The 26,298-nt window shown below is 36.6% G+C and carries 27 protein-coding genes and 1 pseudogene; 10 read left to right on the top strand and 18 right to left on the bottom strand.

Annotation, left to right across the window (positions count from 1 at the left end; translation table 11 throughout):
- Positions 1-179 precede the first annotated feature (179 nt).
- The 4 genes from DYI81_RS07050 to DYI81_RS07035 all read right to left on the bottom strand — a co-directional run bounded on the left by DYI81_RS07050 (position 180) and on the right by DYI81_RS07035 (position 4,110).
- A complete protein-coding gene (locus DYI81_RS07050; protein ID WP_117007126.1) occupies positions 180-923 on the bottom strand; it encodes an SDR family oxidoreductase in 744 nt (247 codons plus the stop codon).
- Positions 924-942: 19 nt separating this feature from the next.
- Positions 943-1,641, bottom strand: a complete 699-nt coding sequence (locus tag DYI81_RS07045) for a histidine phosphatase family protein (RefSeq protein WP_106985214.1) — start codon at positions 1,639-1,641, stop codon at positions 943-945.
- Complete coding sequence (locus DYI81_RS07040; protein WP_117007125.1) at positions 1,638-2,759, bottom strand: phosphotransferase family protein; 1,122 nt, start codon at positions 2,757-2,759, stop codon at positions 1,638-1,640. The genes DYI81_RS07045 and DYI81_RS07040 overlap by 4 nt, the downstream gene beginning before the upstream one ends.
- 109 nt (positions 2,760-2,868) lie before the next feature.
- Entirely contained in the window at positions 2,869-4,110 is a 1,242-nt protein-coding gene (locus DYI81_RS07035; RefSeq protein WP_117007124.1) for an acyl-CoA dehydrogenase family protein, read from the bottom strand.
- 92 nt (positions 4,111-4,202) lie between these two features.
- Between DYI81_RS07035 and DYI81_RS07030 the strand changes: the two genes are divergently transcribed.
- Positions 4,203-5,120 (top strand): LysR family transcriptional regulator, encoded by a 918-nt coding sequence (locus DYI81_RS07030; protein WP_117007123.1) that lies wholly within the window; start codon positions 4,203-4,205, stop codon positions 5,118-5,120.
- 228 nt (positions 5,121-5,348) lie between these two features.
- On the top strand, positions 5,349-5,903 hold the full coding sequence (locus DYI81_RS07025; protein WP_117007164.1) for a thermonuclease family protein: 555 nt from the start codon (positions 5,349-5,351) through the stop codon (positions 5,901-5,903).
- Between the two features lie 507 nt (positions 5,904-6,410).
- On the opposite strand, the gene DYI81_RS07020 is transcribed toward DYI81_RS07025, so the two are convergent.
- Positions 6,411-7,233, bottom strand: a protein-coding gene (locus DYI81_RS07020; RefSeq protein ID WP_117007122.1) for an IS5 family transposase whose coding sequence is annotated in 2 segments (ribosomal slippage) — positions 6,411-6,851 and positions 6,853-7,233 — 822 coding nt in all. Because the reading frame shifts where the segments join, the coding sequence is not laid out codon by codon here.
- A 58-nt stretch (positions 7,234-7,291) separates the two neighbouring features.
- On the opposite strand from DYI81_RS07020, the gene DYI81_RS07015 reads away from it, so the two are divergent.
- From DYI81_RS07015 to DYI81_RS07005, 3 genes and pseudogenes are all read left to right on the top strand, one after another.
- A complete protein-coding gene (locus DYI81_RS07015) occupies positions 7,292-7,531 on the top strand; it encodes a hypothetical protein (protein ID WP_240627368.1) in 240 nt (79 codons plus the stop codon).
- Positions 7,532-7,728: 197 nt separating this feature from the next.
- The gene (locus tag DYI81_RS07010) at positions 7,729-8,172 is read left to right on the top strand and encodes a MarR family transcriptional regulator (RefSeq protein ID WP_117007120.1); all 444 of its coding nucleotides are present in this window, start codon (positions 7,729-7,731) and stop codon (positions 8,170-8,172) included.
- Positions 8,165-8,524 (top strand): annotated as a pseudogene (locus tag DYI81_RS07005) (MFS transporter); the annotation flags it as partial. The gene DYI81_RS07010 and the pseudogene DYI81_RS07005, both read left to right, overlap by 8 nt.
- Before the next feature lie 66 nt (positions 8,525-8,590).
- On the opposite strand, the gene DYI81_RS07000 reads toward DYI81_RS07005, so the two are convergent.
- Both DYI81_RS07000 and DYI81_RS06995 read right to left on the bottom strand, forming a co-directional pair.
- The gene (locus tag DYI81_RS07000; protein WP_117007118.1) at positions 8,591-9,193 is read right to left on the bottom strand and encodes a nitroreductase family protein; all 603 of its coding nucleotides are present in this window, start codon (positions 9,191-9,193) and stop codon (positions 8,591-8,593) included.
- A 289-nt stretch (positions 9,194-9,482) separates the two neighbouring features.
- Complete coding sequence (locus tag DYI81_RS06995) at positions 9,483-9,974, bottom strand: hypothetical protein (RefSeq protein WP_117007117.1); 492 nt, start codon at positions 9,972-9,974, stop codon at positions 9,483-9,485.
- 413 nt (positions 9,975-10,387) lie between these two features.
- Here DYI81_RS06995 and chrA point away from each other — a divergent pair, with 413 nt between their 5' ends.
- Positions 10,388-11,722 (top strand): chromate efflux transporter, encoded by a 1,335-nt coding sequence (gene chrA / locus DYI81_RS06990; RefSeq protein ID WP_117007116.1) that lies wholly within the window; start codon positions 10,388-10,390, stop codon positions 11,720-11,722.
- 39 nt (positions 11,723-11,761) lie between these two features.
- Here the strand turns inward: chrA and dmeF are convergent, their stop codons facing one another.
- The 7 genes from dmeF to DYI81_RS06955 form a co-directional block, all read right to left on the bottom strand.
- Positions 11,762-12,751, bottom strand: coding sequence for a CDF family Co(II)/Ni(II) efflux transporter DmeF (gene dmeF / locus DYI81_RS06985; RefSeq protein ID WP_117007163.1), 990 nt, complete (start codon positions 12,749-12,751; stop codon positions 11,762-11,764).
- A gap of 949 nt (positions 12,752-13,700) precedes the next feature.
- Positions 13,701-14,684 carry a PD-(D/E)XK nuclease family protein gene (locus DYI81_RS06980; protein WP_117007115.1) on the bottom strand — a complete coding sequence of 328 codons (984 nt, stop codon included), beginning with the start codon at positions 14,682-14,684 and terminating at the stop codon, positions 13,701-13,703.
- A 73-nt stretch (positions 14,685-14,757) separates the two neighbouring features.
- Positions 14,758-17,397, bottom strand: coding sequence for a bifunctional aconitate hydratase 2/2-methylisocitrate dehydratase (locus DYI81_RS06975; RefSeq protein WP_117007114.1), 2,640 nt, complete (start codon positions 17,395-17,397; stop codon positions 14,758-14,760).
- 296 nt (positions 17,398-17,693) lie between these two features.
- Positions 17,694-17,963, bottom strand: a complete 270-nt coding sequence (locus DYI81_RS06970; protein ID WP_117007113.1) for a hypothetical protein — start codon at positions 17,961-17,963, stop codon at positions 17,694-17,696.
- A 203-nt stretch (positions 17,964-18,166) separates the two neighbouring features.
- Positions 18,167-18,526, bottom strand: a complete 360-nt coding sequence (locus tag DYI81_RS06965) for a hypothetical protein (RefSeq protein ID WP_106984846.1) — start codon at positions 18,524-18,526, stop codon at positions 18,167-18,169.
- A 112-nt stretch (positions 18,527-18,638) separates the two neighbouring features.
- Positions 18,639-19,070, bottom strand: a complete 432-nt coding sequence (locus tag DYI81_RS06960) for an I78 family peptidase inhibitor (protein ID WP_117007112.1) — start codon at positions 19,068-19,070, stop codon at positions 18,639-18,641.
- 84 nt (positions 19,071-19,154) lie between these two features.
- On the bottom strand, positions 19,155-19,358 hold the full coding sequence (locus DYI81_RS06955) for a hypothetical protein (RefSeq protein WP_106984848.1): 204 nt from the start codon (positions 19,356-19,358) through the stop codon (positions 19,155-19,157).
- 291 nt (positions 19,359-19,649) lie between these two features.
- Between DYI81_RS06955 and DYI81_RS06950 the strand changes: the two genes are divergently transcribed.
- Entirely contained in the window at positions 19,650-20,279 is a 630-nt protein-coding gene (locus tag DYI81_RS06950; RefSeq protein ID WP_117007111.1) for a S24 family peptidase, read from the top strand.
- Between the two features lie 16 nt (positions 20,280-20,295).
- Positions 20,296-21,591, top strand: a complete 1,296-nt coding sequence (locus tag DYI81_RS06945) for a Y-family DNA polymerase (RefSeq protein WP_117007110.1) — start codon at positions 20,296-20,298, stop codon at positions 21,589-21,591.
- 172 nt (positions 21,592-21,763) lie between these two features.
- Here the strand turns inward: DYI81_RS06945 and DYI81_RS06940 are convergent, their stop codons facing one another.
- From DYI81_RS06940 to DYI81_RS06925, 4 genes are all read right to left on the bottom strand, one after another.
- Positions 21,764-22,192 (bottom strand): roadblock/LC7 domain-containing protein, encoded by a 429-nt coding sequence (locus DYI81_RS06940; RefSeq protein ID WP_106984851.1) that lies wholly within the window; start codon positions 22,190-22,192, stop codon positions 21,764-21,766.
- 17 nt (positions 22,193-22,209) lie between these two features.
- Positions 22,210-22,749 (bottom strand): ATP/GTP-binding protein, encoded by a 540-nt coding sequence (locus DYI81_RS06935; RefSeq protein ID WP_106984852.1) that lies wholly within the window; start codon positions 22,747-22,749, stop codon positions 22,210-22,212.
- Positions 22,750-22,758: 9 nt separating this feature from the next.
- The gene (locus DYI81_RS06930; RefSeq protein WP_117007109.1) at positions 22,759-23,739 is read right to left on the bottom strand and encodes a hypothetical protein; all 981 of its coding nucleotides are present in this window, start codon (positions 23,737-23,739) and stop codon (positions 22,759-22,761) included.
- A gap of 68 nt (positions 23,740-23,807) precedes the next feature.
- Positions 23,808-24,167 (bottom strand): hypothetical protein, encoded by a 360-nt coding sequence (locus DYI81_RS06925; RefSeq protein ID WP_106984854.1) that lies wholly within the window; start codon positions 24,165-24,167, stop codon positions 23,808-23,810.
- 618 nt (positions 24,168-24,785) lie between these two features.
- On the opposite strand from DYI81_RS06925, the gene xseA reads away from it, so the two are divergent.
- Together xseA and xseB are read left to right on the top strand one after the other, a co-directional pair.
- Positions 24,786-26,063, top strand: coding sequence for an exodeoxyribonuclease VII large subunit (xseA, locus tag DYI81_RS06920; protein WP_117007108.1), 1,278 nt, complete (start codon positions 24,786-24,788; stop codon positions 26,061-26,063).
- A complete protein-coding gene (gene xseB / locus DYI81_RS06915) occupies positions 26,060-26,254 on the top strand; it encodes an exodeoxyribonuclease VII small subunit (protein ID WP_106984856.1) in 195 nt (64 codons plus the stop codon). The genes xseA and xseB overlap by 4 nt, the downstream gene beginning before the upstream one ends.
- Positions 26,255-26,298: the final 44 nt, after the last annotated feature.

Below are 26,298 nucleotides of genomic sequence, written 5' to 3'. Positions count from 1 at the left end.
ATCTCTTCGTCTTGCCTCATATTGGCATAACAACATATTCTGCATGAAGAAAAAATCCGAATCTTGTGTTTGTGCCATTCATTTGAATTTTGCACTAGTGTCAGTTATTTAGATTATTGATGAATAGATAAAAAAGCACCTCTCAAGGTGCTTTTTATTCTGAAATTTATTGTGAACGCTTAGCCAAGCTTGTTCACAATTTTCAGTGGTAAAACTTTCATTGCTAAACCTAATGGTAGCCAAGGCCATTTTGGTACATAAGCTTTAACTGGCGCTTTTTCAATTTCAGCAGCTAATAAGCGTGAACCGGTTTTTTCATCAACTTCAAAGGGTAACTTTTTCGCACCTTCATTAATTTCAGTACGAATATAACCAGGGAAAATAGTGGTTACTTTAATTGGTGTATCAATCAACTCTGCGCGAATACCTTCAGCCAAAGCAGCCACACCTGCCTTACTTGCGCCGTATGCTGTTAAATGTTTAGGCATGCCGCGCATAGCGCTCATTGAAGATATAACAACTAAATGCCCTGAATTTTGCGCACGGAAAATTTCAACGGCAGCTTCACACTGGGCTAATGCAGAAATAAAATTGGTTTCTACTGTTGCACGGTTGACTTCAAAATTGCCTTTACCAATTCGACGGCCTTCCCCAACGCCTGCATTGACAATGACACGGTCAATAGTGCCAAAATCGGCTTTAAAGGCACGAAATACTTCAAAAACTTGGTCGTAATTTGTGACATCGAGTGTTTTTGCAATCACTTTGATGCCATATTGGCTTTCCAATTCTTGTTTGAGCGTTTCCAGACGCTCTAAACGACGTGCACAAATAGCTAAGTTATAGCCTTTTTGTGCAAACTCGCGTGCCATACCCGCACCAATCCCTGAGCTTGCACCTGTAATTAAAATTGTTTTTACCATGATAATTCCTTTGCTTAATTTAGATCCAAGTCAATAAGTTGGGATCAACTGTTTTTATAAAATGATGTTCATTTAAACTGAGTAATTGCGGTTCGTTTCCAACCAAACGCAGCGTCGTTATACTGGTGTTGGCAATGGCCCAATTGAGTGCAAATGTTTTTTCTGGACTCAGCCCTAAAATTTTGCCGACGGCGACTGAAATTACCCCTCCAGATGTAAAAACAACTGCATAGCGCGGTTTGGTTTCAGCCAATTGATTGCACAAGTTTTCTAAAGCTGTTTCGACGCGATTTTTAAATTGTGGCCAAGATTCATCATATTCATGATGAAATTCACCGCCTGTCCAACGATCAATGGCGCCTTCAAATATTTTAGATAAATAAGCACGCGGGTTTTCATGCTTAGAAACATCTTCTTTTAATAAATGCGGTTGGTTAAATCGTGGCTCATACTGTGCAAATACTTGCTGATGATTAAATTCATTCCACGATGAATCCGTAATGATGTCACTTTCAGGGAAACATTCATCTAAACAAAGTTGTGCAGTTTGCTGATGACGTTGCATTGAGCCTGCAATAACTTGCGGTGCTTCTTTTAAAATGTCATTAAAATAATGCCCAAGTACAATAGCTTGTTGCTCACCATTAGGAGAAAGCTTGTCATAGCTTTCAGCACCAAAAGAAGCTTGTCCATGACGGATTAAATAAAGCGTGGTCATTTCCCTAAAAATTCCTTCATTTTTTCAATGTACTTTTGCGCGACTTCATTGGCTTCAATTTTTTGGACTCCAATGAGTTTTAGTGCACGAATATGCAAAGCATGAATCACAATCCAAAAATCTTTAAATGCAGGATTATTGGTCTGTTTATGGTAGTAACGGTAATAAATTTGCTGTGCAATTACGGCTAAACGGAAAATACCGAACACTTCATAAAAGGCCCAATTGTCTGTTTTTAGCCCAGTTTTTTCTAAATAATATTCAACAACTTCTTTACGGCTAAACATACCTTTCAGATTTGTCGGTTGACGGCGTGTCGCTTTAAAAATCGCGTTATCGCCATTTTCAACCCAATATGCCAATGCTGAACCCAAGTCCATCAATGGATCACCAAGTGTTGCCATTTCCCAATCTAATACACCAATCACTTGGGTAGGATTATTTGGATCTAAAATCACATTATCAAAACGCCAGTCGTTATGAATCACACAGGTTTTAGAGTCGGCTGGAATATTGTCTTTAAGCCAATTACGGACATATTTAAAAGAAGGAACATTTAAGGTTTTGGCTTTTTCATAGCGCGCGTCCCAACCTTCAACTTGCCGACGACAGTATCCGTCGCCCTTGCCTATTTTTTCTAAATCTGTGCCTTGATAAGGCACTTGATGCAACTCAATGAGTTTATCAATCACATTAATGCATAATTCCCGAACTTGGCTTTCATCAAAGTTTAGTTCTTTGGGTAAATTTGCACGTGGAATAATCCCTTCTACACGCTTCATCACATAGAAGTCACAACCAATGACTGATTCATCCTGACAAAGCGCAACCATTTCAGGGAGTACAGGATAAAACTCAGACAAGGCTCTTTGTACGTGATATTCACGTGCCATGTCATGTGCAGACTTGGCTTTGGTTCCCTTTGGAGGACGACGTAAAATTAAATCTTCATTGCTATACTTTAAACGATAGGTCCAATTTGAAGCACCACCCGAATATTGAGTAACTTCAACTGGACCAGAAATTTCTGCACCATGCTCAATCAGCCAATTGCCTACGGCACGTACATCCAGCTCTTCTCCCTCACGAACCGAACCACCTACATCAATCACTGACATGATTTTTCTTCCTAATTTTGAATCTATTACAAGCTAAAAATTTATTTTAGAACTGTTTATAGCATGGTCAACACGAGGCTGCCATGCTATTCGTTGCATACAACTTTGATTATTTTTTACGACGGCTACTATAACCGCGTTTAGCCAATTCTAATTTTGCAATCATGCCTTTATGCACTTCATCTGGACCATCGGCCAAACGCAGTGAACGTGCTTGTGCAAAGAAACCTGTAAGCGGTGTATCACGTGAAACGCCAGCACCGCCGTGAATTTGCATAGCCATATCGACCACTTTTTCCAATACACTTGGTGCAACCACTTTAATGGCTGAAATTTCGGTTAGAGCTGCCATGTTACCCATCGTATCCATTTTATATGCAGCATATAGAGTCAGCAAACGCGCTTGATCAATCGCAACACGGGCTTCTGCTACACGTTCTAAATTACCACCCAGCTTTAAAATTTCTTTACCAAAAGCAGTTCGACTCATACCTCGGTCAATCATCAATTCTAATGATTTTTCGGCAGCACCAATACAACGCATACAGTGATGAATACGGCCAGGACCTAAACGACCTTGTGCAATTTCAAAACCTTGACCTGCACCACCAATAAAGTTTGCTACAGGTACACGCACATTGGTGAAGCTAATTTCACCATGCCCATGTGGAGCATCGTAGTCACCTAATACAGGTAACATACGTTCAATTTTTACACCCGCCGTATCAATAGGAACTAAAACCATAGAATGCTGATGATGACGATCTTTACTTTCATCTGGTGTATGCGCCATAAAGATAATGATTTTGGCATTTGGATCACCTAAACCTGAAGACCACCATTTACGGCCATTTAACACAATTTCATCGCCTTCAACGACAGCCGTGGCTTGCATATTAGTGGCATCGCTTGAAGCAACTGCAGGCTCTGTCATACAAAATACCGAACGGATTTTTCCGTCAAGTAATGGAGTTAACCACTGCTGCTTTTGTTCTTCTGTACCATAGCGCCAAATCACTTCCATATTGCCACTGTCTGGTGCATTACAGTTAAATACAATAGGTGCAAGCAAGCTACGGCCTGAAAGTTCTGCGATATGTGCATATTCTTGCACAGATAAACCTTGTCCAAGTTCAGGACAAGGTAAAAACATATTCCATAAACCTGCAGCTTTGGCTTTATTTTTTAAAACCTCTAACTGTGCTGGCCATTGCCATTTGGTCCAATCACCACCTTGGTTCAGTTCATGAACTTCTGCCCAAAACTCAGTTTCTACAGGCTCAATTTCATCTTTAATAAAACGTTTAGTTCTTTCTACATAGTCTTGTGCACGTGCTGACAGTTCAAACATGGCATGATCCCTTTCAATATTATGCATTACTCTTTACAACAACATACCGCGAATTCTATTATGAAAAAAATGATTTAATTCCATAGCAAAATATGAATACAGTGCATAGTAAAAAAACCATTGATATGAGTTCTTTTTATCGTATTGATATGAATTTATATCCTTTATTTGTAGCGATTTACGAGCAACAAAATATATCTAAAGCAGCACAACTGATTTGTATTACGCAATCTGCAGCCAGCCATGCTTTGCAACGCCTTAGAACACATTTAAAAGATGATTTATTTGTTCGTACTGGCAGTAAAATGTTGCCCACACCTTTTGCTGAGCAGATTTATCCAGATATCAAAGATGCGCTTTTTTGTATTCAAAAAATATCCAATCAAAATCAAAAATTTGATTCAAGCCAATTGCAAACTTTAAAAATCGCCGTACATGATGAAATTGAACCGCTGATTTTTCCTAAGCTGGTTGCACATTTCCAGCAGAGCCAATTTAATATTCAGTTCTCAAGTATTAAATTAGACCGTAAAAACATTGTGGCTGACTTGGCTTCTCAGCAAGTAGATTTTGTAATTGATTTAGAACAAAATTTTGGCGATAAAATTCAGTTTCACCGCTTACAGCAAGATCATTTTGTTGCATGCTCACAGCAACCCAGCATGAACAAAGCAGAATACATCTCAGCCGAACATATTGGTGTTTCTTCAAGACGTACAGGCACTTTGGTTGAAGATATTTTTTTGAACCGTAAGCATTTATCTCGCAATATTCGGTTACGTTGTCAGCATTATTCAACTGCCCTGCAAATTTTGGAAATTCAGCCACAGGCTGTGTTAACCATTCCGCAAAATATCCTTTCGCATTTGCAAATACATCCTTCCTTGAATATTTTTGAAGTGCCTGTTGAACTGCCTTTAATGAGCCTAGGAATTTTTTGGCATAAAGATGTGGAAATGAATGCTCGGCATGATTTTTTACGTGGTGAAATTTTTAAAATTTTTGCTTAGGCTATTTTAATTAGAAATAAATTCTGCTTAGGCTATTTATATCTACATGAAGTATTCATACGTTTGGATAATCTGCACTTTTATTGTGATGAATGTTTTCTAATCTATTGTTTTAATTATTGTTAGGTGAATAATTAAGCATTATAAAACTGCACTTTCATTTATAATTTACTTCAGTTTTAGCGCTGCTGTTTCGCTATATTTGTCCTGCGTAATCTCCTCTTTATGATGCTTTCTCAATTATCTTCAGGCTGGCTGATTGCTTTAGGCATGGTGCTGTGCCTGATCTTGCTTTACCTGCTTCGTAAGCTCTCAGTTTTTCTTTCAGAACTATTTACACCTTTTAAAAAAGGTAAACGCTATTGGTGCAGAGTTGTGCATGTCAGTGATGGGGATACCCTCACCTGCACACGATTTAACTTACGCCGTTCTGAAACTAAATTGCGTTTTGCATTTGTTGATGCCCCTGAATCCAAACAAAATTTTGGTAAAGAGTCACAGCAAATGGTGAAAAAAATGGTGTACCGCAAGTTAGTCCGCGTTGAAATTACTGATGTTGACCGCTACGGACGTTGTGTCGGATTTATCCGTCGATATGGTAAAAATATTAACCAAGAGTTGGTTAAACGTGGTGGCGCATGGATATATGAAGAATATATTCGTAATCCTAGCCAAAAACAGCAATGGCTCGCACTTCAACAACAAGCGAAAAAACAGAAAAAAGGCCTTTGGAAAAATCCGAATGCGATGCGCCCAAGCACTTATAGAAAACAAACTAAATAAAGCCCTTCCTTTTTTAGCCCACATCATATATGCATAAAGAAGCAGTTTTCATACTGCTTCTTTCTTGACAAATAACGGCTGGATCTGAAATTGCGCTTTCTATTTAAGCAAAATTTATTTCATAACTGTCTAATCAACTTTTGAAAAGCTGCTTTACAAAACTTCTGGACTGTTAATTCAATTTTTTGGTGCCGTCTACGTTGGAGTATTTCTAAAAATATCGCCTAGACTATTTGAAAATTCAACAACATATACTCAAATTATTGTAATTGTATAAATTTTTCATTCAATATACATGCAGTAAAAAAAGCTGATAGAAGACAAGCTTTCACACTACCATAAAACTTTGATTTAACATAGAAATAAAAAAATAAGAATTAAAACCATTTCGTATAAGGTACATTATGTTATTGATAGTTTAAAAAATTGTTTCCATAAGCAGAATAAAAGGTAAAACATGTTTATACATTTAAATAAATATGGATATTAGACCTCTTGCGAAAGTCCTTATTGCGAGTTTATTCGGTTTACCAGTGCAGCAATTAAGTTAATGCGTAAACCGAATCTTTTCCGTCTATTTCGATAGCGCTCACTCAATATTCTAAATATTTTCAATTGACTATTGATGTGTTCGATCACAACTCGCATTTTTCCAATCAGTTTATTGTAATTTTTCTCAACACTAAATAAGGGAAAATTCTTCTTTTTCTTTATGGGCATCAATAATTTAAAGCCATGTTGCTCTAATCCGTAGTACCCTAAATCGGTCATAACATATTCACAATGTTTAAATTTCTTAACCGTTTTTCTTGCCAGTGTAATGTCATGCTGACTGCCATTCGATATATCTAGCCCTATGATTTGTTTACTCTTCGGATGATAGATCACTTGAGCTTTTAGCGTATGTTTCTTCTTTTTACCACTATAGAACTTACTCTGATTTTTTTTTCGGGCGTTCGATTGAACATTCTGTCGCATCAATAATGACCCAGTTAAAGTGTTCTTCTACTGTGGTTATGCTTCGTTTTGGCAGGGTAAAACGTCTTGATTTCATCAATGCATTTTCAACTTTTTTAATCGTCCGATTCACATTACTTTCAGCAATATGGTAATTTGCCGCTAATTCCAGTTGAGTGCTGTAGTTTCGTAAGTAATTGAGAGTTAATAACAATTGATCCTCTATATCTAAAGTATGAGGTCGACCTGATTTCTTTTTGAGTGATTCTGCTTTTTCTAGAACCTCTACCATCTCAGTAAAAACTTGTCGAGGTACGCCAACCAAGCGTTTGAATTCAGAATCTGAAAAACGATTTAATTTCTGATATCTCATGAAATTTATATGGAGGTGATTTTTACTTTCGCAAGAGGTCTATTTAATAGGATTTTTTTTGGGATATTTGGATATTCTTGAAACTGATCAAGATATTCTAAATTATTTTAAAAACAATCTTGATGAAATTCCTATTTGTATTAATGAAATTTCAAATGTTTTGAAAGACAGCTCATTAGATTGGAAATCATTTATAGATGAGGCAAATATGTATTTTTCCTCTGAAGCCGATTTTATTTATTTTTTTCATTGGCTCAAAATCGAATTGACTCAAATACATTCAGAACATTCCATTTAACTTAATGGCGATTATACCAACTGACACGATAAGTCCTAGAGCAGAAATCTAAATCCACCGCTCTGTCAGATTAAGTACCCAAAACATTGGCACACGCACTTTCCGGCCGATTTTAGCGAAAGCAGCGTTATAAACGCTTGAATATTAAACTTGATCGGCGTAAAGTTTCATTAATTTAGTTACCCTAGTTAACCAAAATGAATTCTCGTTTAGGTTTCCGCACTTCCCTACTGCGTTCATCGCGCATGATTTGTGATGAAATCAACACCCTTTTATTACCCTACCAGCTGAATTATTCACTGTGGCAAGTCATGTTCGTTATACATGAAAAGCAAAGTTGCACTTCGATAGATATTGCAAATTATCTCAATGTCTCTAAGCCATCTATTACTAAACGTACGCTTATACTGAGTCAATTGGGCATCCTCACACAGCTAGCAACCCAAGATAAACGTCAAAAGAAAATAGCACTCAGTGATGCAGGTCTGCAGCTATATCAAACTTGTGCCAGTGTTATTAATGACTTTGAACAGAGCATGATTCAACAATTTGACCCAAAAGACGTTGTGCTCAGCACTGCGCTTTTAAATACTTTGATTGATCAACTCTCAGCAAAAAATTCGGGAAATAATCATGCCTAATTCAGCGCCTTTATGGACCAAAAATTTTATTTTAGTGAGTGCTATCAACTTTCAATTGGTCCTTACATTTTATCTGTTGGTAGTGGTCATTGTTGGCTATGCTGTTGCTGAGTTAGGTGCGAGTACTGCTCAAGCAGGTTTAGTCTCTGGGCTGTTTATTGTCGGCACTTTGGTTGGACGTTTATTGGTTGGACAGTTTCTGGAACGGTTTGGACGTAAGTTTAGCTTGCTCGTTGGCTTAACTGGATTTTTACTGTTTTCTTGCCTGTACTTTATTCGTTTTGACATTGGCATGTTGCTTTTCGTGCGTTTTATGCATGGCTTCATGATGGGCAAAGCACTAACCTTTTTACATAAAAAATCCCCCAGCTCATGGGGGATTTTTTAAAACGACATTGTGTGCTTGCTCAAAATTGATTTATTGAAACACTTTGAAACGTGTTGCATCATCAATATAGCCTTTATCTTTGGCTTCACCTTCCACAGAACCAAATACCAATTGTGCACGTAGTTTCCAATTGCTAGGAATACCCCATTCTGCATGAACGTGTTCATCTACAATTGGGTTGTAATGCTGCAAAGATGCACCTAAACCTTCTGTATGTAAGGCTGTCCATACTGCAAATTGTGCAATGGCAGTTGAATGTTCTGCCCAAATTGGGAAGTTTTCTGCATAAGATGGAAACTGTGTTTGTAAACCTTGTACGGTCTCTACATCTTCAAAAAATAAAACTGTGCCTACGCCTGCAGCAAAAGTTGCCATTTTTGCTGTTGTTTTTGCTGCACTTTCCTCGTCTTTTGCATAGGATTTTAATGCGTCTGCAACAAAGCCCCAAAATTTTTCATGTTGCGCATTCAATAAAATCACTGCACGTGAAGACTGTGAATTAAATGAAGATGGGCTTTGCTTGATGGTGTTTTGAATCAAATCAGTTAAATATTCAGGTGTTTGCACTACATTTTTGCCAATTGCATAGATAGTACGACGTTTTGTAATTAGATCTAAAAACTGATTTGACATCTATTTTTTCCTTTTGAACATATTTAAACGTTAAGCAAGCCAATATTCATCAAATGTCATAAAAGGCTCAGCTCAACTGCACATTGTTGGTCTTAACATTATGCAAAAACAATTCCATTTACCATTAAAATTTGGCAAATTTTTAACCAGTTGTTAAAATTTATATGCACGTTTTCTAATAATTAAATACATAAATCTGATATACGCATAAAAAAAGCCCCTCCATTTTTGAGGGGCTTTTTAAAATTCGTAAAATCACTTCAGTACATATCAATGCAAAATACAATGTTTAGAAATTTGCTTGTAATACTTTCGCTGAAACTTTATTTTTCCACAGATCACGCAGTGTTGGAAGGTAGAATTTTTCGCCTAGCTCTACAAGTTCTGCATCAATCAAACCGTGTACTTCATGCATAAACAAGTAATCAAGTTCAACTATCGACAACATGGGTTGTGATTTAGAAAAATCTTTGCGCTTTTGCTGTGCTTGCTTCACAAGATTGTCTGCATATTTACGGTCTTTGTATTGAGCTATCGCATTTAAACGTAATTCAATAATTCCCCAACCACTCAACAATAATTTAAAGGTTTCAAAGTCAGCAGTTGTCGACTCCCAAGACATTTCTTCCAAGTTTTCATTTTCAGGTAATACTGGCAGCATAAGCTCCATAACACTTGGAAAAATTTTCTTGAAATTTAAAACAAATTTAACAGGATGCTCACCAGGATAATCCTTAAATTGAACTTTCTTTTGGACATCTGTTAAATAAATATCAAACATTTAAACAACCTTTAATTAAAGCACTGTTTTTTATATTTTATTTTCGAATCGCACCATCAATGCAAAACGCGAATAAAGTTCAAAACATAAATAAGACAGGCATTTTATCAAGTATAAGGATTTATTCAATGCTCATAAGAAGATTAAAGATACCATTGATACAACTTGGCTTTACTACTCACACCCTAAATTAAATACAGTACATGACAGATCTAAGTATGAACTAGCTTACTGACACGGCAGCAATCATCATTTTACATTTCACGTTTTTAGGGTTCTTTTTCTGTGCACTTCAAATACTTAAATATTTCATGAAATTCATTGCCTGTCATCAGGCCTAAAAAGTTTCACATTATATTATTAAAATCAGATACTTGCTTAACAATTTCACCCCATTTTTACAGCGAAACTTTATGGACACGATTAAAGAAACGAAGCCCGAAATTAGCTTTAAAGAAGCTATCTTATTTTGGTTAAAACTTGGTTTTATTAGCTTTGGTGGGCCAGCGGGTCAAATTTCCCTCATGCATCAAGAACTTGTCGAACAAAAAAAATGGATTTCAGAAAAACGTTTTATGCATGCATTAAATTATTGCATGCTGTTACCTGGGCCTGAAGCCCAACAACTGGCCATCTATATGGGCTGGTTAATGCATAAGACAAAAGGTGGTGTTATTGCTGGTTTATTTTTTATTTTACCTTCACTTTTTATTTTAATAGGTCTGTCGTGGGTCTATGCTCAATTTGGCAATATCCCCATCATTGCAGGCCTATTTTATGGCATTAAACCAGCTGTTACTGCTGTCGTTTTTCATGCCACTTATCGTATTGCACATAAATCACTTAAAAATAATTATATGTACTCAATTGCATGTATTGCGTTTATTTTAATATTTGCATTTAAAGTTCCCTTTCCTTGGATTGTACTTTTAGCTGCAATCAGCGGTTATGTACTCAGTAAATTTAAAGCTGAGCTTTTCTCAGACAATCACCAAAGCACAAACTCAAAAAGTTATGGCCAAGCGATTATTGACGATCACACGCCAGCACCGCAGCATGCCATTTTTAAAGTGTCTCGACTGATTCAATTATTAGTTTTTGCTGCAGTACTGTGGTGCCTACCTATGAGCATACTGACAATAATTTATGGCTGGTCGCATGACTTCACACAAATGGCTTGGTTCTTTAGCAAAGCCGCTCTAATGACATTTGGTGGCGCATACGCAGTTTTACCCTATATGTATCAAGGCGCTGTAAACTTTTATGGTTGGTTAAAACCAACACAAATGATTGATGGTTTAGCATTGGGTGAAAGTACACCCGGTCCACTGATTATGGTCGTGGCTTTTGTTGGATTTATGGGTGGATATAACCTTGAACTACTCGGGCCTGAACATACATTTATTGCGGGTGCTTTAGGTGCAATGATTGTTACATGGTTCACTTTCTTATTTTCATTTGTATTTATTCTTGGTGGCGCACCAATGATTGAATCGACACATAATCAAATTCAATTTACAGCACCTCTTGCAGCAATTACAGCTGCGGTGGTGGGCGTCATACTAAATTTAGCCATTTTCTTTGTATACCATGTACTATGGCCAAAAGGTTTTGATGGGGCATTTGATTACATAGCAGCTATCATAACGTTCCTTGCCTGCATTGCGCTCTTTAAATTTCATCAAAGCGTATTACGTGTCATTGGCCTAGCTGCTTTACTTGGCATATTCATTCAACTCAGCAGGTAAAAATAAGCAGATCATTGACCTGCTTATAACACACCATGTTTATACTGCCGCTTGTAGCCTGCAACTGTGATTAATTTCAGCAGAAACATGTACAATTTCTTCATGGATGGATAGTGCTTTGCGAACTTGATCCGCAGTTATATTCATGTTGCCTACGTCTAAGGACAGAATACAAGAAAATTTGCCTTTACCCACCTTCCATACATGAATATCCGTGATCACAATTCGGCTGTCTAAATCTTCTATGACCTCTTGAATTTCTTCAACGACAGGATGCTCCATTTCTGCATCCAGTAAAGTTTTAGCTGTTTCGCGAATAAGCCCCCAAGACCAATGTGCAACCAAAATAGCACCAACAATTCCCAGCACTGCATCTAAAAAATCCCAACCAAAATATTTAGCTGCAAACAATGCAATGATGGCCAATACAGATGTTACGGCATCAGCTACAACATGCAAAAATGCTGCTTTTTGATTTAAATCATGATCATGCTGTTCATCTTCAGCGTGGTGGTGATGGCCATGACCGTGATGGTCGTCATGCTCATGATGATGGTGGTGGTGGTGGTGGTGACCACTATCATGCAATAACCATGCGCAAACAAAGTTAACAACTAAACCAATAACTGCAATGGCGATGGCTTCGTTATAGTGAATATTCACAGGATTAAAAAGACGCTCTATAGATTGTATGCCCATGAATAACGCAACAACCATCAGCAAAATTGCACTGGAATATCCCGCTAAGATTTCGATCTTCCATGTACCAAAACAAAAACGCTGATCTTGTGAGTATTTACGCGCCATACGGTATGCAAAATATGCTAGTCCTAAAGCCAACATGTGTGAACTCATGTGCCAGCCATCTGCCAATAAGGCCATCGAATTAAAGAACCATCCGCCAACAATTTCAAATACCATCATGACGCCTGTCAGGACTGTGGCAATGAGTATTTTCTTTTGTGCTAGCGGGTTTCCTTCATCAAATTGGTGGTTATGGTTAGTTTTGACATTCTTTAGATATTGCATTTTTTTGACCACAAATATACTCCCCTATAGTATATTTAATTCAAAAATAATTGCTACCGCCATGCCTGTTCAAAGCTAAAGAATTTGCAGAATCCAAGTCAATTAGAGTCAAAGTAAAATGAATATTTTCTTAATCTTGGTGTTTTAATTTATGATGATTTATAACGATCACATCAGATACATCGTACTTACAATGATCAAACACATAGCCCGCTTACGAAGTAGATGTAGCACAGAAATTGTGGAGGTTGAATCAACAATACATTGATGAAATTAATACAATGAGTGAATCAAAACTCTAGGAAATTCAAAAGTTTTGGCCTTGTTTATCATAATTCACTGATAAGCCCCCGATAATAATTGCTTAAATTTTAATCTTATATTGGTGTATCATTTTAATTTTTAATGCTTTTTATATTTATCACCTTTTCTATCTAGAGCATTTTTTTAAAACAGGCTAAATTTCTTCAAACTTACAAATGTTCATCAAAAATCCCTTTTCAATTTTTATAGACTTGCTATGATTTAATTATCTTTATTAATTTATAGTCTATATGCGACCCCGAATACGTCAGTTTTTCAAATCTCTTTATTCAACTCCCGATTCAAAAGTATTAGCAATTAAATATAATTTAAGTCATGACTGTGACTTTACACTATTAAGAAAAGTGAAATATTCAAACTGTCAAAGCATTAAAATGGCCATTCGCAGTATTTTGTATGAACGAGGCTATACGCCCGCTGAAATTTCAGTATTAATCAGTTAATTTATGCTCATGGTTAGCCTCATAATAAGTATGAGGCTTTCTTAGTTTCGAGCTTGTTTAACATAACCGTTAATACAATCTCACATTTTAATGCTTGGGCAATGTACATTTCTCAGCAATCTTGCTTGTACATGTAATGCAGTTGAATAATTATTTAGATTTTAAAAAATATGTATCCTCTTCTAATGAATAAAGTCATCAGCAGATAAAGCGTATTTCTCTATAAAACTAGTATATTTTCTTAATTTTTCCATAGTTGCAACAAGATCAATCAATTGAGATTCACTTCTAACCAGATAATCTGTTTTAAGAATAGTCATCGTCTCACCTTTTCCAAAACGAGCAGGTTTAGAAAAACTAAGTCCTTCATGTTTCGCTTTTTCTAAAAAATGCTGATAGCAGATATTCCTAAATTTTTTATCATTTTCAGCTTTATTACTATTTATTTTAAGAACTAATTCATTTTGTTGTATTTGCAGATACTGAATACAAAATTCATTTTTTTGAAATGCCCACCAATACCCCATGAATCCACCATTTTGGTTAGGAACATATCCCCAATTACCTCGATTTAATTCTTTTTGTACGTATTTAAAAAATCCAATCCAATTTTTATTATTCCATTCATTTTTAAAAATAAAAGCATTTACTTCTTCTTCAATTTCTAAAATGTAATCTTTGAAGTTATTAAAAATATCGCTGCTAATATCTTTATAAAGATTTAAAATTGAGATTAAGTTTTCTCTAGAAAAAACTTTAAACCCTTCACCTAGTTCTTTTTTATAACTAGATTGATCATGCGTTTTAAAAAATATCGCTAAAACATTCTCTTCACCAACTTCTGAAACAATAATATTTCTATATCTTATAAGTTGATCACCATGTGATTTGGTGCCCGTCTTATCCTCTATAATAATGTTGTAATTATTAATTTTAAGCAAAATATCAATATTTTTATATTGCTTAAATAAAGAAAATTCTTCTATATTACTAGGCATTACCTTATTTTCTAGTCTGAAGAACTCTGCTATCAAATCTAAAGCACATTTTTTTAAATTTTCATCTAAATTTTTGTATTTAGGATTAGCATGGTCTAATAACCAAAAAATAAATGCATCTTGTGATAATTCTTTTGTAGCATATTTAAAAATATTAGGCTGATCCATTTTTATTCTCAAAAAATAAGGGCTGATAAATCAGCCCTTATTTTTAACTCAACTTAAATTATTTTTCAACAACTTAGCTTAATTGAGCAGCAGCAATTTTCTTCGTATCAACTTCTTTAGAAGCGTCAGTATAAGTTTCCATTTTGTCGAAGCTTAAGTATTGGTAGATGTCAGCAGACATGCTATCAATTTGAGCTGCATATTGTTGGTATTCTTCTGGAGTTGGTAATTTACCAAGTACAGCAGCAACAGATGCAAGTTCAGCAGAAGCTAAGTAAACGTTAGCGCCTTGACCTAAACGGTTCGGGAAGTTACGAGTAGAAGTCGAAACACATGTAGTGTTCGGAGCTACGCGCGCTTGGTTACCCATACATAATGAACATCCTGGCATTTCAGTACGAGCGCCAGCTTTACCATAAATGTTGTAGAAACCTTCTTCCATCAATTGACGTTCATCCATACGAGTTGGAGGAGCCAACCATAGACGAGTAGATAAAGAACCACCAGGAACTTTGTCTAGAAGTTTACCAGCTGCACGGAAGTGACCGATGTTAGTCATACATGAACCAACGAATACTTCGTCAATTTTCACGCCTTGAACGTCAGAAAGCAATTTAGCGTCATCTGGGTCATTCGGGCAACAAAGAACTGGTTCAGTGATTGTAGAAAGGTCGATTTCGTACACTTTAGTGTATTCAGCGTCAGCATCAGCTTTAAGAAGTGATGGATTAGCCAACCATTTTTCCATGTTCTCTACACGACGAGCCATAGTACGCGCATCGCCATAACCTTCAGAGATCATCCACTTAAGCATAGTGATGTTCGAACGAAGGTATTCAGCAACTTTCTCTTCAGAAAGTGTGATTGAACAGCCAGCTGCAGAACGTTCAGCAGATGCGTCAGAAAGTTCGAACGCTTGCTCAACAGTAAGGTCAGTTTCCATTTCTGTAAGGTCGATCTCAAGGATACGGCCAGAGAAGATGTTCTTCTTACCTTTTTTCTCTACAGTTAAGTCACCTTGCTGAATCGCAACGTAAGGAATTGCATGTACTAGGTCACGTAGAGTGATACCAGGTTGCATTTTACCTTTGAACTTAACAAGAACAGACTCAGGCATGTCTAGTGGCATAACACCAGTTGCAGCAGCAAATGCTACAAGACCAGAACCCGCTGGGAATGAAATACCAATTGGGAAACGAGTATGCGAGTCACCGCCAGTACCTACTGTATCTGGAAGAAGCATACGGTTTAACCAAGAGTGGATAATACCGTCACCTGGACGTAGTGATACACCACCACGGTTCATGATGAAATCAGGAAGCGAGTGTTGCATTTGAACGTCAACTGGTTTTGGATACGCAGCTGTATGACAGAAAGATTGCATAACTAGGTCAGCAGAGAAGCCTAGGCAAGCTAAGTCTTTCAATTCGTCACGAGTCATTGGACCTGTTGTATCTTGAGAACCAACAGTAGTCATCTTAGGTTCGCAGTAAGTACCAGGAAGTACACCTTGACCTTCAGGAAGACCACAAGCGCGACCAACCATTTTTTGAGCTTGAGTGAAGCCTTTACCAGTAGCTGCAGGTTGAACTGGAGTACGGAATAAAGTTGAAGGTGCAAGACCAAGAGCTTCACGAGCTTTAGTTGTCAAACCACGACCAACGATAAGGTTGATACGGCCACCAGCACGTACTTCGTCTAGAAGAACTGGAGTTTTAAGTTCAGATTCAGCGATTTGAGCGCCGTCTTTGAACGCAGTAACTTTAGCAGCAGCGTGATCGATCTTAAGAACAATTTCGTCGCCCATATTCATGTTTTGAACATCGATTTCTACTGGTAATGCACCAGCATCTTCCATTGTGTTGAAGAAAATCGGAGCAATTTTAGAACCTAAGCAGTAACCGCCGTCTTTTTTGTTCGGGATGTAAGCAATTTCGTCACCGAAGAACCAAAGTACAGAGTTAGTTGCTGACTTACGAGAAGAACCAGTACCAACAACGTCACCTACGTAAGCAACTTGGTTGCCTTTCGCGATAAGGTCTTTAATTTGGTTAAGCGGACCAACTTCACCAGGAACTTCTGGGTTGATACCGTCACGTACGTTTTTAAGCATTGCGTTAGCGTGTAACGGAATGTCTGGACGGCTCCAAGCGTCTTGTGCAGGTGACAAGTCGTCTGTGTTAGTTTCGCCAGTTACTTTGAAAACTGTAAGTTTGATTTCTTCAGGAACGTCTTTACGGCTAGTGAACCATTCAGCGTCTGCCCAAGATTGCATAACTGCTTGTGCATTTGCATTGCCCGCTTTTGCTTTATCAGCAACGTCGTGGAACGCATCAAATACAAGAAGAGTTTTCTTAAGCGCGTCAGCTGCAAGTTCAGCAAGCTCAGCATCATCAAGAAGAGCAACTAAAGGAGCAACGTTATAACCACCAAGCATAGTACCTAGTAGGTAAACCGCACGTTCTTTAGTTACAAGTGGAGAAGTCGCTTCACCTTTTGCCAAAGCAGCTAAGAAAGCAGCCTTAACGTAAGCAGCTTGGTCAACACCTGCAGGAACACGGTTTTCAAGCAAATCAACTAAGAATGCTTCTTCGCCAGCTGGTGGATTTTTTAATAATTCAACTAATGCAGCTGTTTGAGCGTCATCAAGTGGCTTCGGTGGGACTCCGAGTGCGGCACGTTCTTCAACGTGTTGGCGGTAAGCTTCTAGCACAGTGTTATTCCTCTTTTTTAAAAAATTACTCGCGAATTCCTGCTTTATAAAAGCTTCACAAGTAATATGGACTGCTAAATTTTACTAAAATTCCAGTTAAAAGTTAATGCAAGTAAAGTGTTTCTTTGTGATGCCCGTTATTTTGTAAATAAATGGTATCGATTTTGCTTAATCTACAATCAAATTCAACACTTATTGCATGCTTTTCACTCACAAATTAACTTTGAAGTGGAATTCACCCCATAAAAAAAGGCAACTAAATGTTGCCTATATTTTTTAAGATTGGATATTCCACCTTAGTGTACTGTAGTTGCCGAAATATATTGGTTTAATTCTGTACGACTGCCACTGAATTTCACCTGACACTGGTCTTCAAATCTACCGCAGTGCTGATTACTTGCGAACGAAATATCGACTTCGCAACGCGATGTTCCCTGCATAATATTATGCTTAAAATAAACCTTGTCCCCAATGCTCAGCACATAATTTACGCCACCAATAATGACAAGGCCCTGTTCATCTTCCAAAAGTAAATCTGCATGGTTCATATAGCCAACAACATCCATTTGCTACTCCTTTTAATGCGGATCTTCAAAATCATTATTCATTAAAAAGATAAGCTTTTCTATGTTTTAGAAATAGGTTTTGTGTCAATTTGTGATCACATTCTGCTTAGGCTATTTATAAGTATTCCTGTCTATCCATAAAAAAATAGATACCCATAAAAAAACCGTTCAAATATGAACGGTTTTTGTATCAAGCTACACGCTTAAAATGGTTTGTAATCTGGCATTTCGTCATGTGGCGTTGCAATACATTTAGCTGTAAATTCAGCTCGGATTTTTTCGCGTGATGCTTCTACATCATTTTTGATGGCATCTTCAGGCAAGGCATACACTTCGTCAATAATACTGATCAGAAACTTTTTCGTAGTTTCATCTTCAATTTTTGAAGCATGTTCTACTGCTTTGTCTTTTTCAATCGCATTTTGACGATCTAACATTACAGTACGTGCAGCATTACCCACACTACGACAATAACCATGCCATTGCTCTTCAGGTGTTAATGGTTTCTTTTCGGCACAACCAACCAAAGCCACCAAAACAGATAAAGCGAGTAACTTTTTCATGAATTTCTCCTTACGACAGGCAATATAAAAGATCGCTCGGCTTTTGTCATGTAAATAATGAGAGCATTCTAAACAAACAAAAAGCCCTTACGGGCTTTTTGAACAATTTGACTTAACCACAACTTGCAGCAGTAATTTTTTTGCTACTTGGATCGACTGTAACCGTTACACGCTCTGCACGATAATCCATTGTTACAGGTTGTCCGGGTTGAACCATTCTGACAATTTGAGATTTTGTGAGCACTTTAATTTGATCTTTAGATAAATTCGATTGTCCAACCAAACGCTTCGCCTCTTCAGCAGAACAATTGGCCTGACTTGCACGGAACAATGCCCATTCTTCTACTACCCGCCCATTGGCTAAATGGCAATATCCAACCTGACCATTCGTTTCATTACGTATTTCAAGCTTTCCACCTTGATCCACACAGTATTGACTTGCAGGATTAGTCATCCCCACTTTTGGCACTGTGCTTTGACTATTATGAGTCGCACAACCTGCGAGCCCAACCACCATCAAACTCATCCAAATCATATTTTTCATTAGTCTTTCCTTCATAATTCGTCTTTAAATTAACAGTTATTACAAAGCTACTCGAGAATATAAAAAGTGCTCAAAACAAAATACTTAATTGACCGAATGAATATCAAGTTCTTCGTTAGTCGCCAAAACCACTGAAGATAAAATTGGTACACCTAAAATCATTGGCATTGCAAAAATCCAAAGAATGACTGTCGCACCTGGGTTAAAGAAAAAATGAATCGCAATTGCTGTAAACACCAAAACAAATAGCAAAATCATGGCAAATCTTAGCGTAAATTTAGTTGACATCGTCTTATACTCAAATGAGAAATCATATTCTTTCAATATACACATACTTTATAGTATGGTTTTATTGATTTTCAATCTGTATTTTCACTTTACTATTGATTATTCTCATCTTAAATCCAGTCTTAAAACCAAATACAAGCGCATGCTTAGCATCAAGCTCTTCCATTTTAAACGTCCTAAATTGACGTGCTACTGATTTTTAAAGCTTTTTAAATTTGAAAATTAAACCACGCAGCCCTTATGCTAAAAAGTAGATTTCCTTCAAACACGCCTTGTAGCGTAGGAGCAAATATGTCAAAAAAGCTGCCGATTTATTTTTCGGACCAAGCGTGGTCGTCCTTACAACACCTCATGGGCGACAATGGCAAACCCAGTCCGACTATTAATGCCTTGCTTGAACAGCAAGATATTTCAGATGCATTTTTACACTCGAATCTCAATGTGCAAGCCATCAAGCGAAACTTGCATATTCAACTTCCTGTTGCACTCGAGCGAATTCCTGCAGGGCCTGCTTTTGCCAATAAAGATGTCTTTGAAAAAGCCTTAGACTTAAATGATTATTTGGTGATTAATCCATTAGCAACCTTTATTGCACATGTAGATAGTGAATCACTCCTTCATGCAGGCTTTGAAATTAATGACACCTTTTTGGTTGACCGTAGTTTAGAAGCCAAGCATGGCGATATTGTGGTTGCACTGATTGATAACCGTGAAATTACACTAAAACGCCTGATGATTAGCGCAAAAATGTCTAAAGATGAAATTGCCGATATCTTTGGCGATGCCAATAAAGTCTTGCCTAAAATGTGGTTAAAAGCAGAAAATCCTGCTTATGAACATATCATTCCAGAAGACTCGCAAACTATTAGCATTCAGGGTGTGGTGACATTTAATCTTAAGCAGCTCTATAAGCGTTTGTAAAATATAGAGCATTGCTATGAAAGCCGAAAATAAAATATTTGCGTTAGTCGACGTGAACAATTGTTACGTCAGCTGTGAACGTGTTTTTAATCCCAAATTAAATAATGTGCCTGTTGTTGTTCTCTCAAACAACGATGGTTGTGTGGTATCGCGTAGCGCCGAAGCCAAAGCTTTAGGCATTAAAATGGCGGTGCCTGTATATCAAATTCAAGACTTAATACAACAGCACAATGTACAAGTACTTTCGAGCAATTACGGTTTATACACCGAAATGTCAAAACGCTTTATGAATATCCTAGGGCAATTTGTAAACGACGAAGAGCGGGAAATTTATTCAATTGATGAATGCTTTTTAGATTTCACCAGTTATCAAAATTTATTTGATTTAACGGACTATGCACGCAAAATTATTCAAACCGTCAATCAATGGCTAGGTATTCCCTGCTGTATTGGTATTGGACGCTCAAAAACTGAAGCAAAAATAGCCAATCATATTGCAAAGCAAAATACATACTTAAATGGGGTTTGCAATTTAGTCACAATGGATCCTTGCGCCTCAGAACAACTACTGGCCCAAATGCCTGTAAATGAAGTTTGGGGAATTGGGCGCAATCACCACAAATCATTAAACCAGATAAATATTTTCAGTGTATTGGATTTAATTGAAACTAACCCAAAGGACATGCGTCGCTTATTTAGTGTGATGATGGAAAAAACTGTACGTGAACTGCAAGGTATAGCCTGTATAGACATTGAGCAAGACGCACCATGTAAATATCAAATTATTAGCAGTCGCTCGTATGGACAGCCAGTTTATGCACTTGAAGACATTAAAGCATCTATACGGCTTTATATTGCCCGTGCTGTCACGCGTTTAAGAGCAGATCAGTCTTTATGCCGTATGGTGGGTGTATTTATTCAGACAGGACGTTTTGGTAATAACGAAAAATATGCACCTTATACCGCCATTACGCTCAATGAACACACCGATGATTTACTCAGCATCACACAAGCAGCAACGTATGCCGTTGAGACAATTTATAAAGCTGGATTTAAATATAAAAAAGCAGGCGTCGTTTTATTGCAACTACAAGCCAAGCAAAATTTTGTACCCGACTTATTTTGTGATCTTGCGCAGCGTCAAAGTCGCTCCAAACTCTCCGATACACTCGATCATATTCAAAAAAAATTTGGCCATCACTTTGTTTCTATAGGGCTACCTCAAGACGATGCAGCCACATGGCGAATGAAAAAAAATATGTGCTCGCCCGCCTATTTAAGTAACTGGAATGAACTCTTAAGGGTGAAATAGGCTATATAGAAATTCCTCAGTTGTATCAAGCGCGGTCATGTCTATTTAAAACAAGTAGAAATAGAACCTAACCGCGACAAGATGATTACCAACTGTACAATCACAACCTAGAAATTTACAGCATTAAAAAAGGATCAGCACATTTAAAAAAGATCTGCACAACAAAAAGGCATTAACCATGATTGATGATTTCGGTTTTTTTCGTGATCGCCTCAACAATTTTCTTGATGGAATACAGTAGCTGACCTAAAAGCACATGCTTTGAGGTTAGTACGACCAATACCATTGGGTATTTAGCATTTGGAATAGCTGTTAATACGACTTTGCCATTATTGGCGTCCAAAGTTAAGCTTTGACAACCTTCCAAATTTATCTCGCCCATAAAAGCCTGTACCATAGCTAGGATAGAACTACTTACAGCGGCCAATTTACCGGCATTCTCAATCTTCTTCTTAGATGCTGAACTAAGCTCAAACCCATCTGTAGAGCACAGCATAGTAAATTCAACTTCCGAAATATCTCTGAGCAATGCATTAAGATGCTCGTGAGCATATTCTACAAGTGCCTCTGGCGCTTGACGATTCAATTGATGTGCTAACATACTTTTACCTTAAATAATTAAATTGAAAATTGAACTTCTGCATTGGCAATCAATGCTTCAATGAGTAAAAGCACATCATTTTTTTCACGGGCGTCAATAAAGAATAGCGGATATTTTGTATCTATTTGACTTTTTTCCCAATCTCTATAAATAGATGTGTTATAAGCTGTTTTCACATCTAAATGCGTTATACCAATAATAATATTTTCAGAAACAGTTTTAAAATAATTTAAATAAAAATCAAGCTCTTTGATTGGATTCTCAGTGCTATGATCTATTAAAATAATTGTACCTAAAGCCCCTTTGCAAATCTCACTCCAAATAAAATCAAAGCGTTCTTGGCCTGGCGTACCATATAACCCTACTTTCGTTCCATCATCTAAGATTAATTCACCATAGTCGATTCCGACTGTAGTAAACATTTTAGTGTGAGACTGAGTATCTGTATTAATTGCTTCCGTGGATACAACGCCAACGCTGGATAATGACTTAATTGCCTCACTTTTCCCCGCACCCATTGTCCCTGCAAAGACTATTTTGTATTGATGTAAAATCATTTTATTCCACTATAACCCTAGCTTTTTACGCAAGCTGTTAAAAAAACCACGCACCTTACTTACTTCCTGAATTTCTAAAGGCGTCGTAATTTGACCCAATGAATCTTTTTCAGGAATTTCTTCTACAATTTGAGCAATGTGACATGCAAATAGGTAGCGATTGATCAATGTTGCATTAATACTGGTTTTTTGCTCAATATATTGCACCGTACATCCTCGGCTAAAATAAGCAGAAATTTTTAAAACTACATGACGTTGCTGATCTAGCTCAGGTTGTGGCCAATGATGTAAACGATATGCACCATAATATTCAGGTAAATCTGACGGGGAATGATCCCAAATAAATTGCCAAATTCCAGTATTGAGTTCTTTATATTGAAAATTTTTCTTAAACTTAACAATAATATTAAGGTTTGCCGGTACAATTGATAGATCTTGCCCCGTAATACTGGTCAGTTCTGGATGTTGATAAAACTCCCTATTTTTCAAATCAAAACAGGCGATTATTTTGTCATTATTTTCAATAACAAAATGACTAATCCCTGAATATTCTTGCGTAACTTGCAAAAAAGCAGACGTAAGAATTTGATGCTTAATGGTATTCGAAATATCAGCATTTTCTGGAAAAATATTGCATGACTTTTTATTATTATAATAAGTTTCATGAATATCATCTAACGCATTACTAATCCATTCATTCAATATCTGTGATGAATTTATGGGTAAATATAGTGTATTATTAACAAGTTCACCTGATAATTTTTCATTTTTCTTTAATTTTAAATTTTTTACATTCGATTTATTTATTTTTTCAACATAATTAATATCTGAAAAATCATCATTTATTAATAAAATTTGCAACCTATCATCTGAAATAGGTGTCCAACAAATATCAAACTGGCTAGAAAATTTATTATAAATAATATTTTTTAAATCATTAATCGTCGAAAGACTTAAACCGAATATTGAAACATAAACTGATTTAGCCATAATTTTAGACAATCATATTAGTTAAAAATTAAAAAGGTTATTGCTAGGTGCAATAACCTTTATTTCAATTAAGAAAAATCAAGCTCTTTCTCGAAGTGCTTTAACTCATGACGCGCCATAGCCAAGTTAGCTTTACTTCGATCTAACACTAAGTAAAGAAATAATGCTTCATTTGAATCCAATGGACGGATTAAGTGATACTGCTTACCCAACGTAATCAAAATATCCTCAATCGAATCATTCAAGTTTAATGCTTTAGATACTTTTCGCTTTGCACGAATTACTTCTGTATTACCTGCTGCCGCAAGCTCTAAATCAATTGTATTATTACCTTGTGTAGCAAGAGCTAAACCACTCTCACTATCCACAAGCGCACTCGCGATAAAACCATCAATTTCAAGCAAAGAATCTAATGATACTTTAGCCATGCTGTACTCTCCCCCTGACTTTATATTATATTTTGATAATATTTAAAAAATAAATTACTGCGGTAAAAAAATATCATCAAACAACCTATCGTTCACTGGCAAATTAGATCAATTAAAATCATCCAAAAATAATAACTAAATATAGAAAAACTCAATAATTAATTAACAAAAAAAATATAAACATAAGAAAAAATACTAAAAAAAGCAAAAAATAACGCTGAAAAATCGATTTTTTAATCAAAATTTGTAGAATTTTAAGCCATTTTTTATTTTCTATTTTTTAATAAATATATTTTTATATTTAGCTTATCTTTACAAAAAACAGCAAACCAATTGGCAATAACTATCAAAATAGTGAAAGAAAAAACAATAATTAATAATAATTTACAGTGATTTTTTCAATTATTTTTCGTTATTTAAATGGTTAAATTAAAAAAAATAAAATATATGATTATTTTACATACATATTTAATTTTTTTTCATCTCGTGAGGCCCACAATAATTTAGATTCACTCAGTTTATGAACTACTTAAATATTTTATACAAAATTCATGTTTTTCCCCCTAAAAAAAACTTATAATTTGTTAACATTTTGCATAATTTATACTCTATTAATTAATGAACGACTCACAACTTTCACTGAGTGAATATCTATCAGCCGTTCAAAACGTCATCAAACTGGCTTTTGATGATGCTGTATGGGTCAAGGCGGAGATTCGTAATCTAAATATTAAAGGTGGTCATTACTATTTAGAACTGGCAGAAAAAGATCCTGACAGTGACAAAGTCATTGCCAGCTGTAAAGCGACAATATGGAAATTTACGGCGTCAAAAATCGTCTGCACATTTGAAAAAGAAAGTGGTATTGAACTCAGTCGTGATTTGAATGTGCTTATTAAAGTACGTGCCCGATTTGATCCACAGTACGGCTTTTCTGTGAATGTAGAAGAAATTGACTCTAGCTTTACGTTAGGTGATTTAGCCAAACGCTACCAGCAAATCTTAGTAAAATTAACAGAAGAAGGCTTAATCGAACGTAATATACGTTTAGCATCCCCTTTTGATATTCAACGTGTGTTGGTTATTGCTCCAGAAAAAGCAGCAGGCTTGGGTGACTTTAAAAAAGATGCAGATGCACTGTCCAATGCCAAAGTGTGCCAATTTATTTATCATTATGCGACGTTTCAAGGCAATACAGCGGCGCAAAGTATTCGAGATGCCTTGGCCTTAGGTTTAAGACAATGGGCAAACCAATATGATACCGCCCCAGACCTCATTGTGATTATTCGTGGTGGTGGTGCAGTCAATGATCTAGCCTATTTAAATGACTATGACTTAGCGGCTTTACTTTGTAAGCGTAGCGTTCCTATTTGGGTCGGCATCGGTCATGAAAAAGACCGTACAATTTTAGATGAAATCGCGCACCGTTCTTTTGATACGCCAAGTAAAGTCATCGCAGGTATCCGAAATCATATTGTGGAACGTGTACAGGAAGTCAGCGACTATTTGCAAAGCATCCAGCTCATGTCACAACAGCAAATTAGCGTGTATCAAAGTCAAAATGACAAACTCTTAACCCTGATTCAAACCCTTGCACAAAACCAGCTACAGGATGCCTCCAAGCAGCTCACGCAGCTCATTGGACTGACTGAAAACTATGCCAATCAGCAACTGAAATTTGCCAAACATCAAATGGAAGCTTTAATGCGTGAAGCGCTACTACAAAACCCACGCACAGTACTTTCCAAGGGCTTTGCTGTTGTGCGTCAAGATGGCCACAGCATTCGTCATGTTCAACAGCTAAAGGCCTCTCAACCTATCCAAATTGAACTTCAGGATGGCATTTTAGATGCCGAACTGAGCCATATTCACCCGCATACGGGAGTATTACCATGAGTAATGAATCTATCAGCTTTAAACAAGGCTACGACGTTTTAAAGAAAAATGCTGAATTGCTAGAATCGCAACAAGAACCAGATATTGATAATTTGATGAAAATTGTTGAGGAATCTATGCAAGCCTATAAAGCTTGTAAATCTCGAGTTGACGCTGTGCAAAATGCACTCAATGAAACTTTCAAAGAGTAAAGTATGTATACGGCGTAAATACACTGCAAAATAAAAAAGTAATC

It is taken from the genome of Acinetobacter sp. SWAC5 (assembly GCF_003419885.1).
Classification (GTDB): Bacteria; Pseudomonadota; Gammaproteobacteria; order Pseudomonadales; family Moraxellaceae; genus Acinetobacter; species Acinetobacter cumulans.
The sequence above is the reverse complement of the archived record's forward strand: the minus strand, read 5'-3'. Positions and strand labels throughout refer to the sequence as shown.

Coding starts and splice junctions, on each gene's coding strand:
- DYI81_RS06995 (WP_117007117.1), bottom strand. CDS start 9,974: ATGTTTGATATTTATTTAACAGATGTCCAAAAGAAAGTTCAATTTAAG.
- DYI81_RS06925 (WP_106984854.1), bottom strand. CDS start 24,167: ATGGCTAAAGTATCATTAGATTCTTTGCTTGAAATTGATGGTTTTATC.
- DYI81_RS07035 (WP_117007124.1), bottom strand. CDS start 4,110: ATGTTTGAACTGTCAGCACGTGCACAAGACTATGTAGAAAGAACTAAA.
- DYI81_RS06950 (WP_117007111.1), top strand. CDS start 19,650: ATGTCAAAAAAGCTGCCGATTTATTTTTCGGACCAAGCGTGGTCGTCC.
- DYI81_RS07025 (WP_117007164.1), top strand. CDS start 5,349: ATGCTTTCTCAATTATCTTCAGGCTGGCTGATTGCTTTAGGCATGGTG.
- DYI81_RS07040 (WP_117007125.1), bottom strand. CDS start 2,759: ATGTCAGTGATTGATGTAGGTGGTTCGGTTCGTGAGGGAGAAGAGCTG.
- chrA (WP_117007116.1), top strand. CDS start 10,388: ATGGACACGATTAAAGAAACGAAGCCCGAAATTAGCTTTAAAGAAGCT.
- DYI81_RS06940 (WP_106984851.1), bottom strand. CDS start 22,192: ATGTTAGCACATCAATTGAATCGTCAAGCGCCAGAGGCACTTGTAGAA.
- xseB (WP_106984856.1), top strand. CDS start 26,060: ATGAGTAATGAATCTATCAGCTTTAAACAAGGCTACGACGTTTTAAAG.
- DYI81_RS07050 (WP_117007126.1), bottom strand. CDS start 923: ATGGTAAAAACAATTTTAATTACAGGTGCAAGCTCAGGGATTGGTGCG.
- xseA (WP_117007108.1), top strand. CDS start 24,786: ATGAACGACTCACAACTTTCACTGAGTGAATATCTATCAGCCGTTCAA.
- DYI81_RS06970 (WP_117007113.1), bottom strand. CDS start 17,963: ATGGATGTTGTTGGCTATATGAACCATGCAGATTTACTTTTGGAAGAT.
- DYI81_RS06965 (WP_106984846.1), bottom strand. CDS start 18,526: ATGAAAAAGTTACTCGCTTTATCTGTTTTGGTGGCTTTGGTTGGTTGT.
- DYI81_RS07000 (WP_117007118.1), bottom strand. CDS start 9,193: ATGTCAAATCAGTTTTTAGATCTAATTACAAAACGTCGTACTATCTAT.
- DYI81_RS06945 (WP_117007110.1), top strand. CDS start 20,296: ATGAAAGCCGAAAATAAAATATTTGCGTTAGTCGACGTGAACAATTGT.
- DYI81_RS06960 (WP_117007112.1), bottom strand. CDS start 19,070: ATGAAAAATATGATTTGGATGAGTTTGATGGTGGTTGGGCTCGCAGGT.
- DYI81_RS06955 (WP_106984848.1), bottom strand. CDS start 19,358: ATGTCAACTAAATTTACGCTAAGATTTGCCATGATTTTGCTATTTGTT.
- DYI81_RS06935 (WP_106984852.1), bottom strand. CDS start 22,749: ATGATTTTACATCAATACAAAATAGTCTTTGCAGGGACAATGGGTGCG.
- DYI81_RS07045 (WP_106985214.1), bottom strand. CDS start 1,641: ATGACCACGCTTTATTTAATCCGTCATGGACAAGCTTCTTTTGGTGCT.
- dmeF (WP_117007163.1), bottom strand. CDS start 12,751: ATGCAATATCTAAAGAATGTCAAAACTAACCATAACCACCAATTTGAT.
- DYI81_RS07030 (WP_117007123.1), top strand. CDS start 4,203: ATGAATACAGTGCATAGTAAAAAAACCATTGATATGAGTTCTTTTTAT.
- DYI81_RS06980 (WP_117007115.1), bottom strand. CDS start 14,684: ATGGATCAGCCTAATATTTTTAAATATGCTACAAAAGAATTATCACAA.
- DYI81_RS07010 (WP_117007120.1), top strand. CDS start 7,729: ATGAATTCTCGTTTAGGTTTCCGCACTTCCCTACTGCGTTCATCGCGC.
- DYI81_RS06930 (WP_117007109.1), bottom strand. CDS start 23,739: ATGGCTAAATCAGTTTATGTTTCAATATTCGGTTTAAGTCTTTCGACG.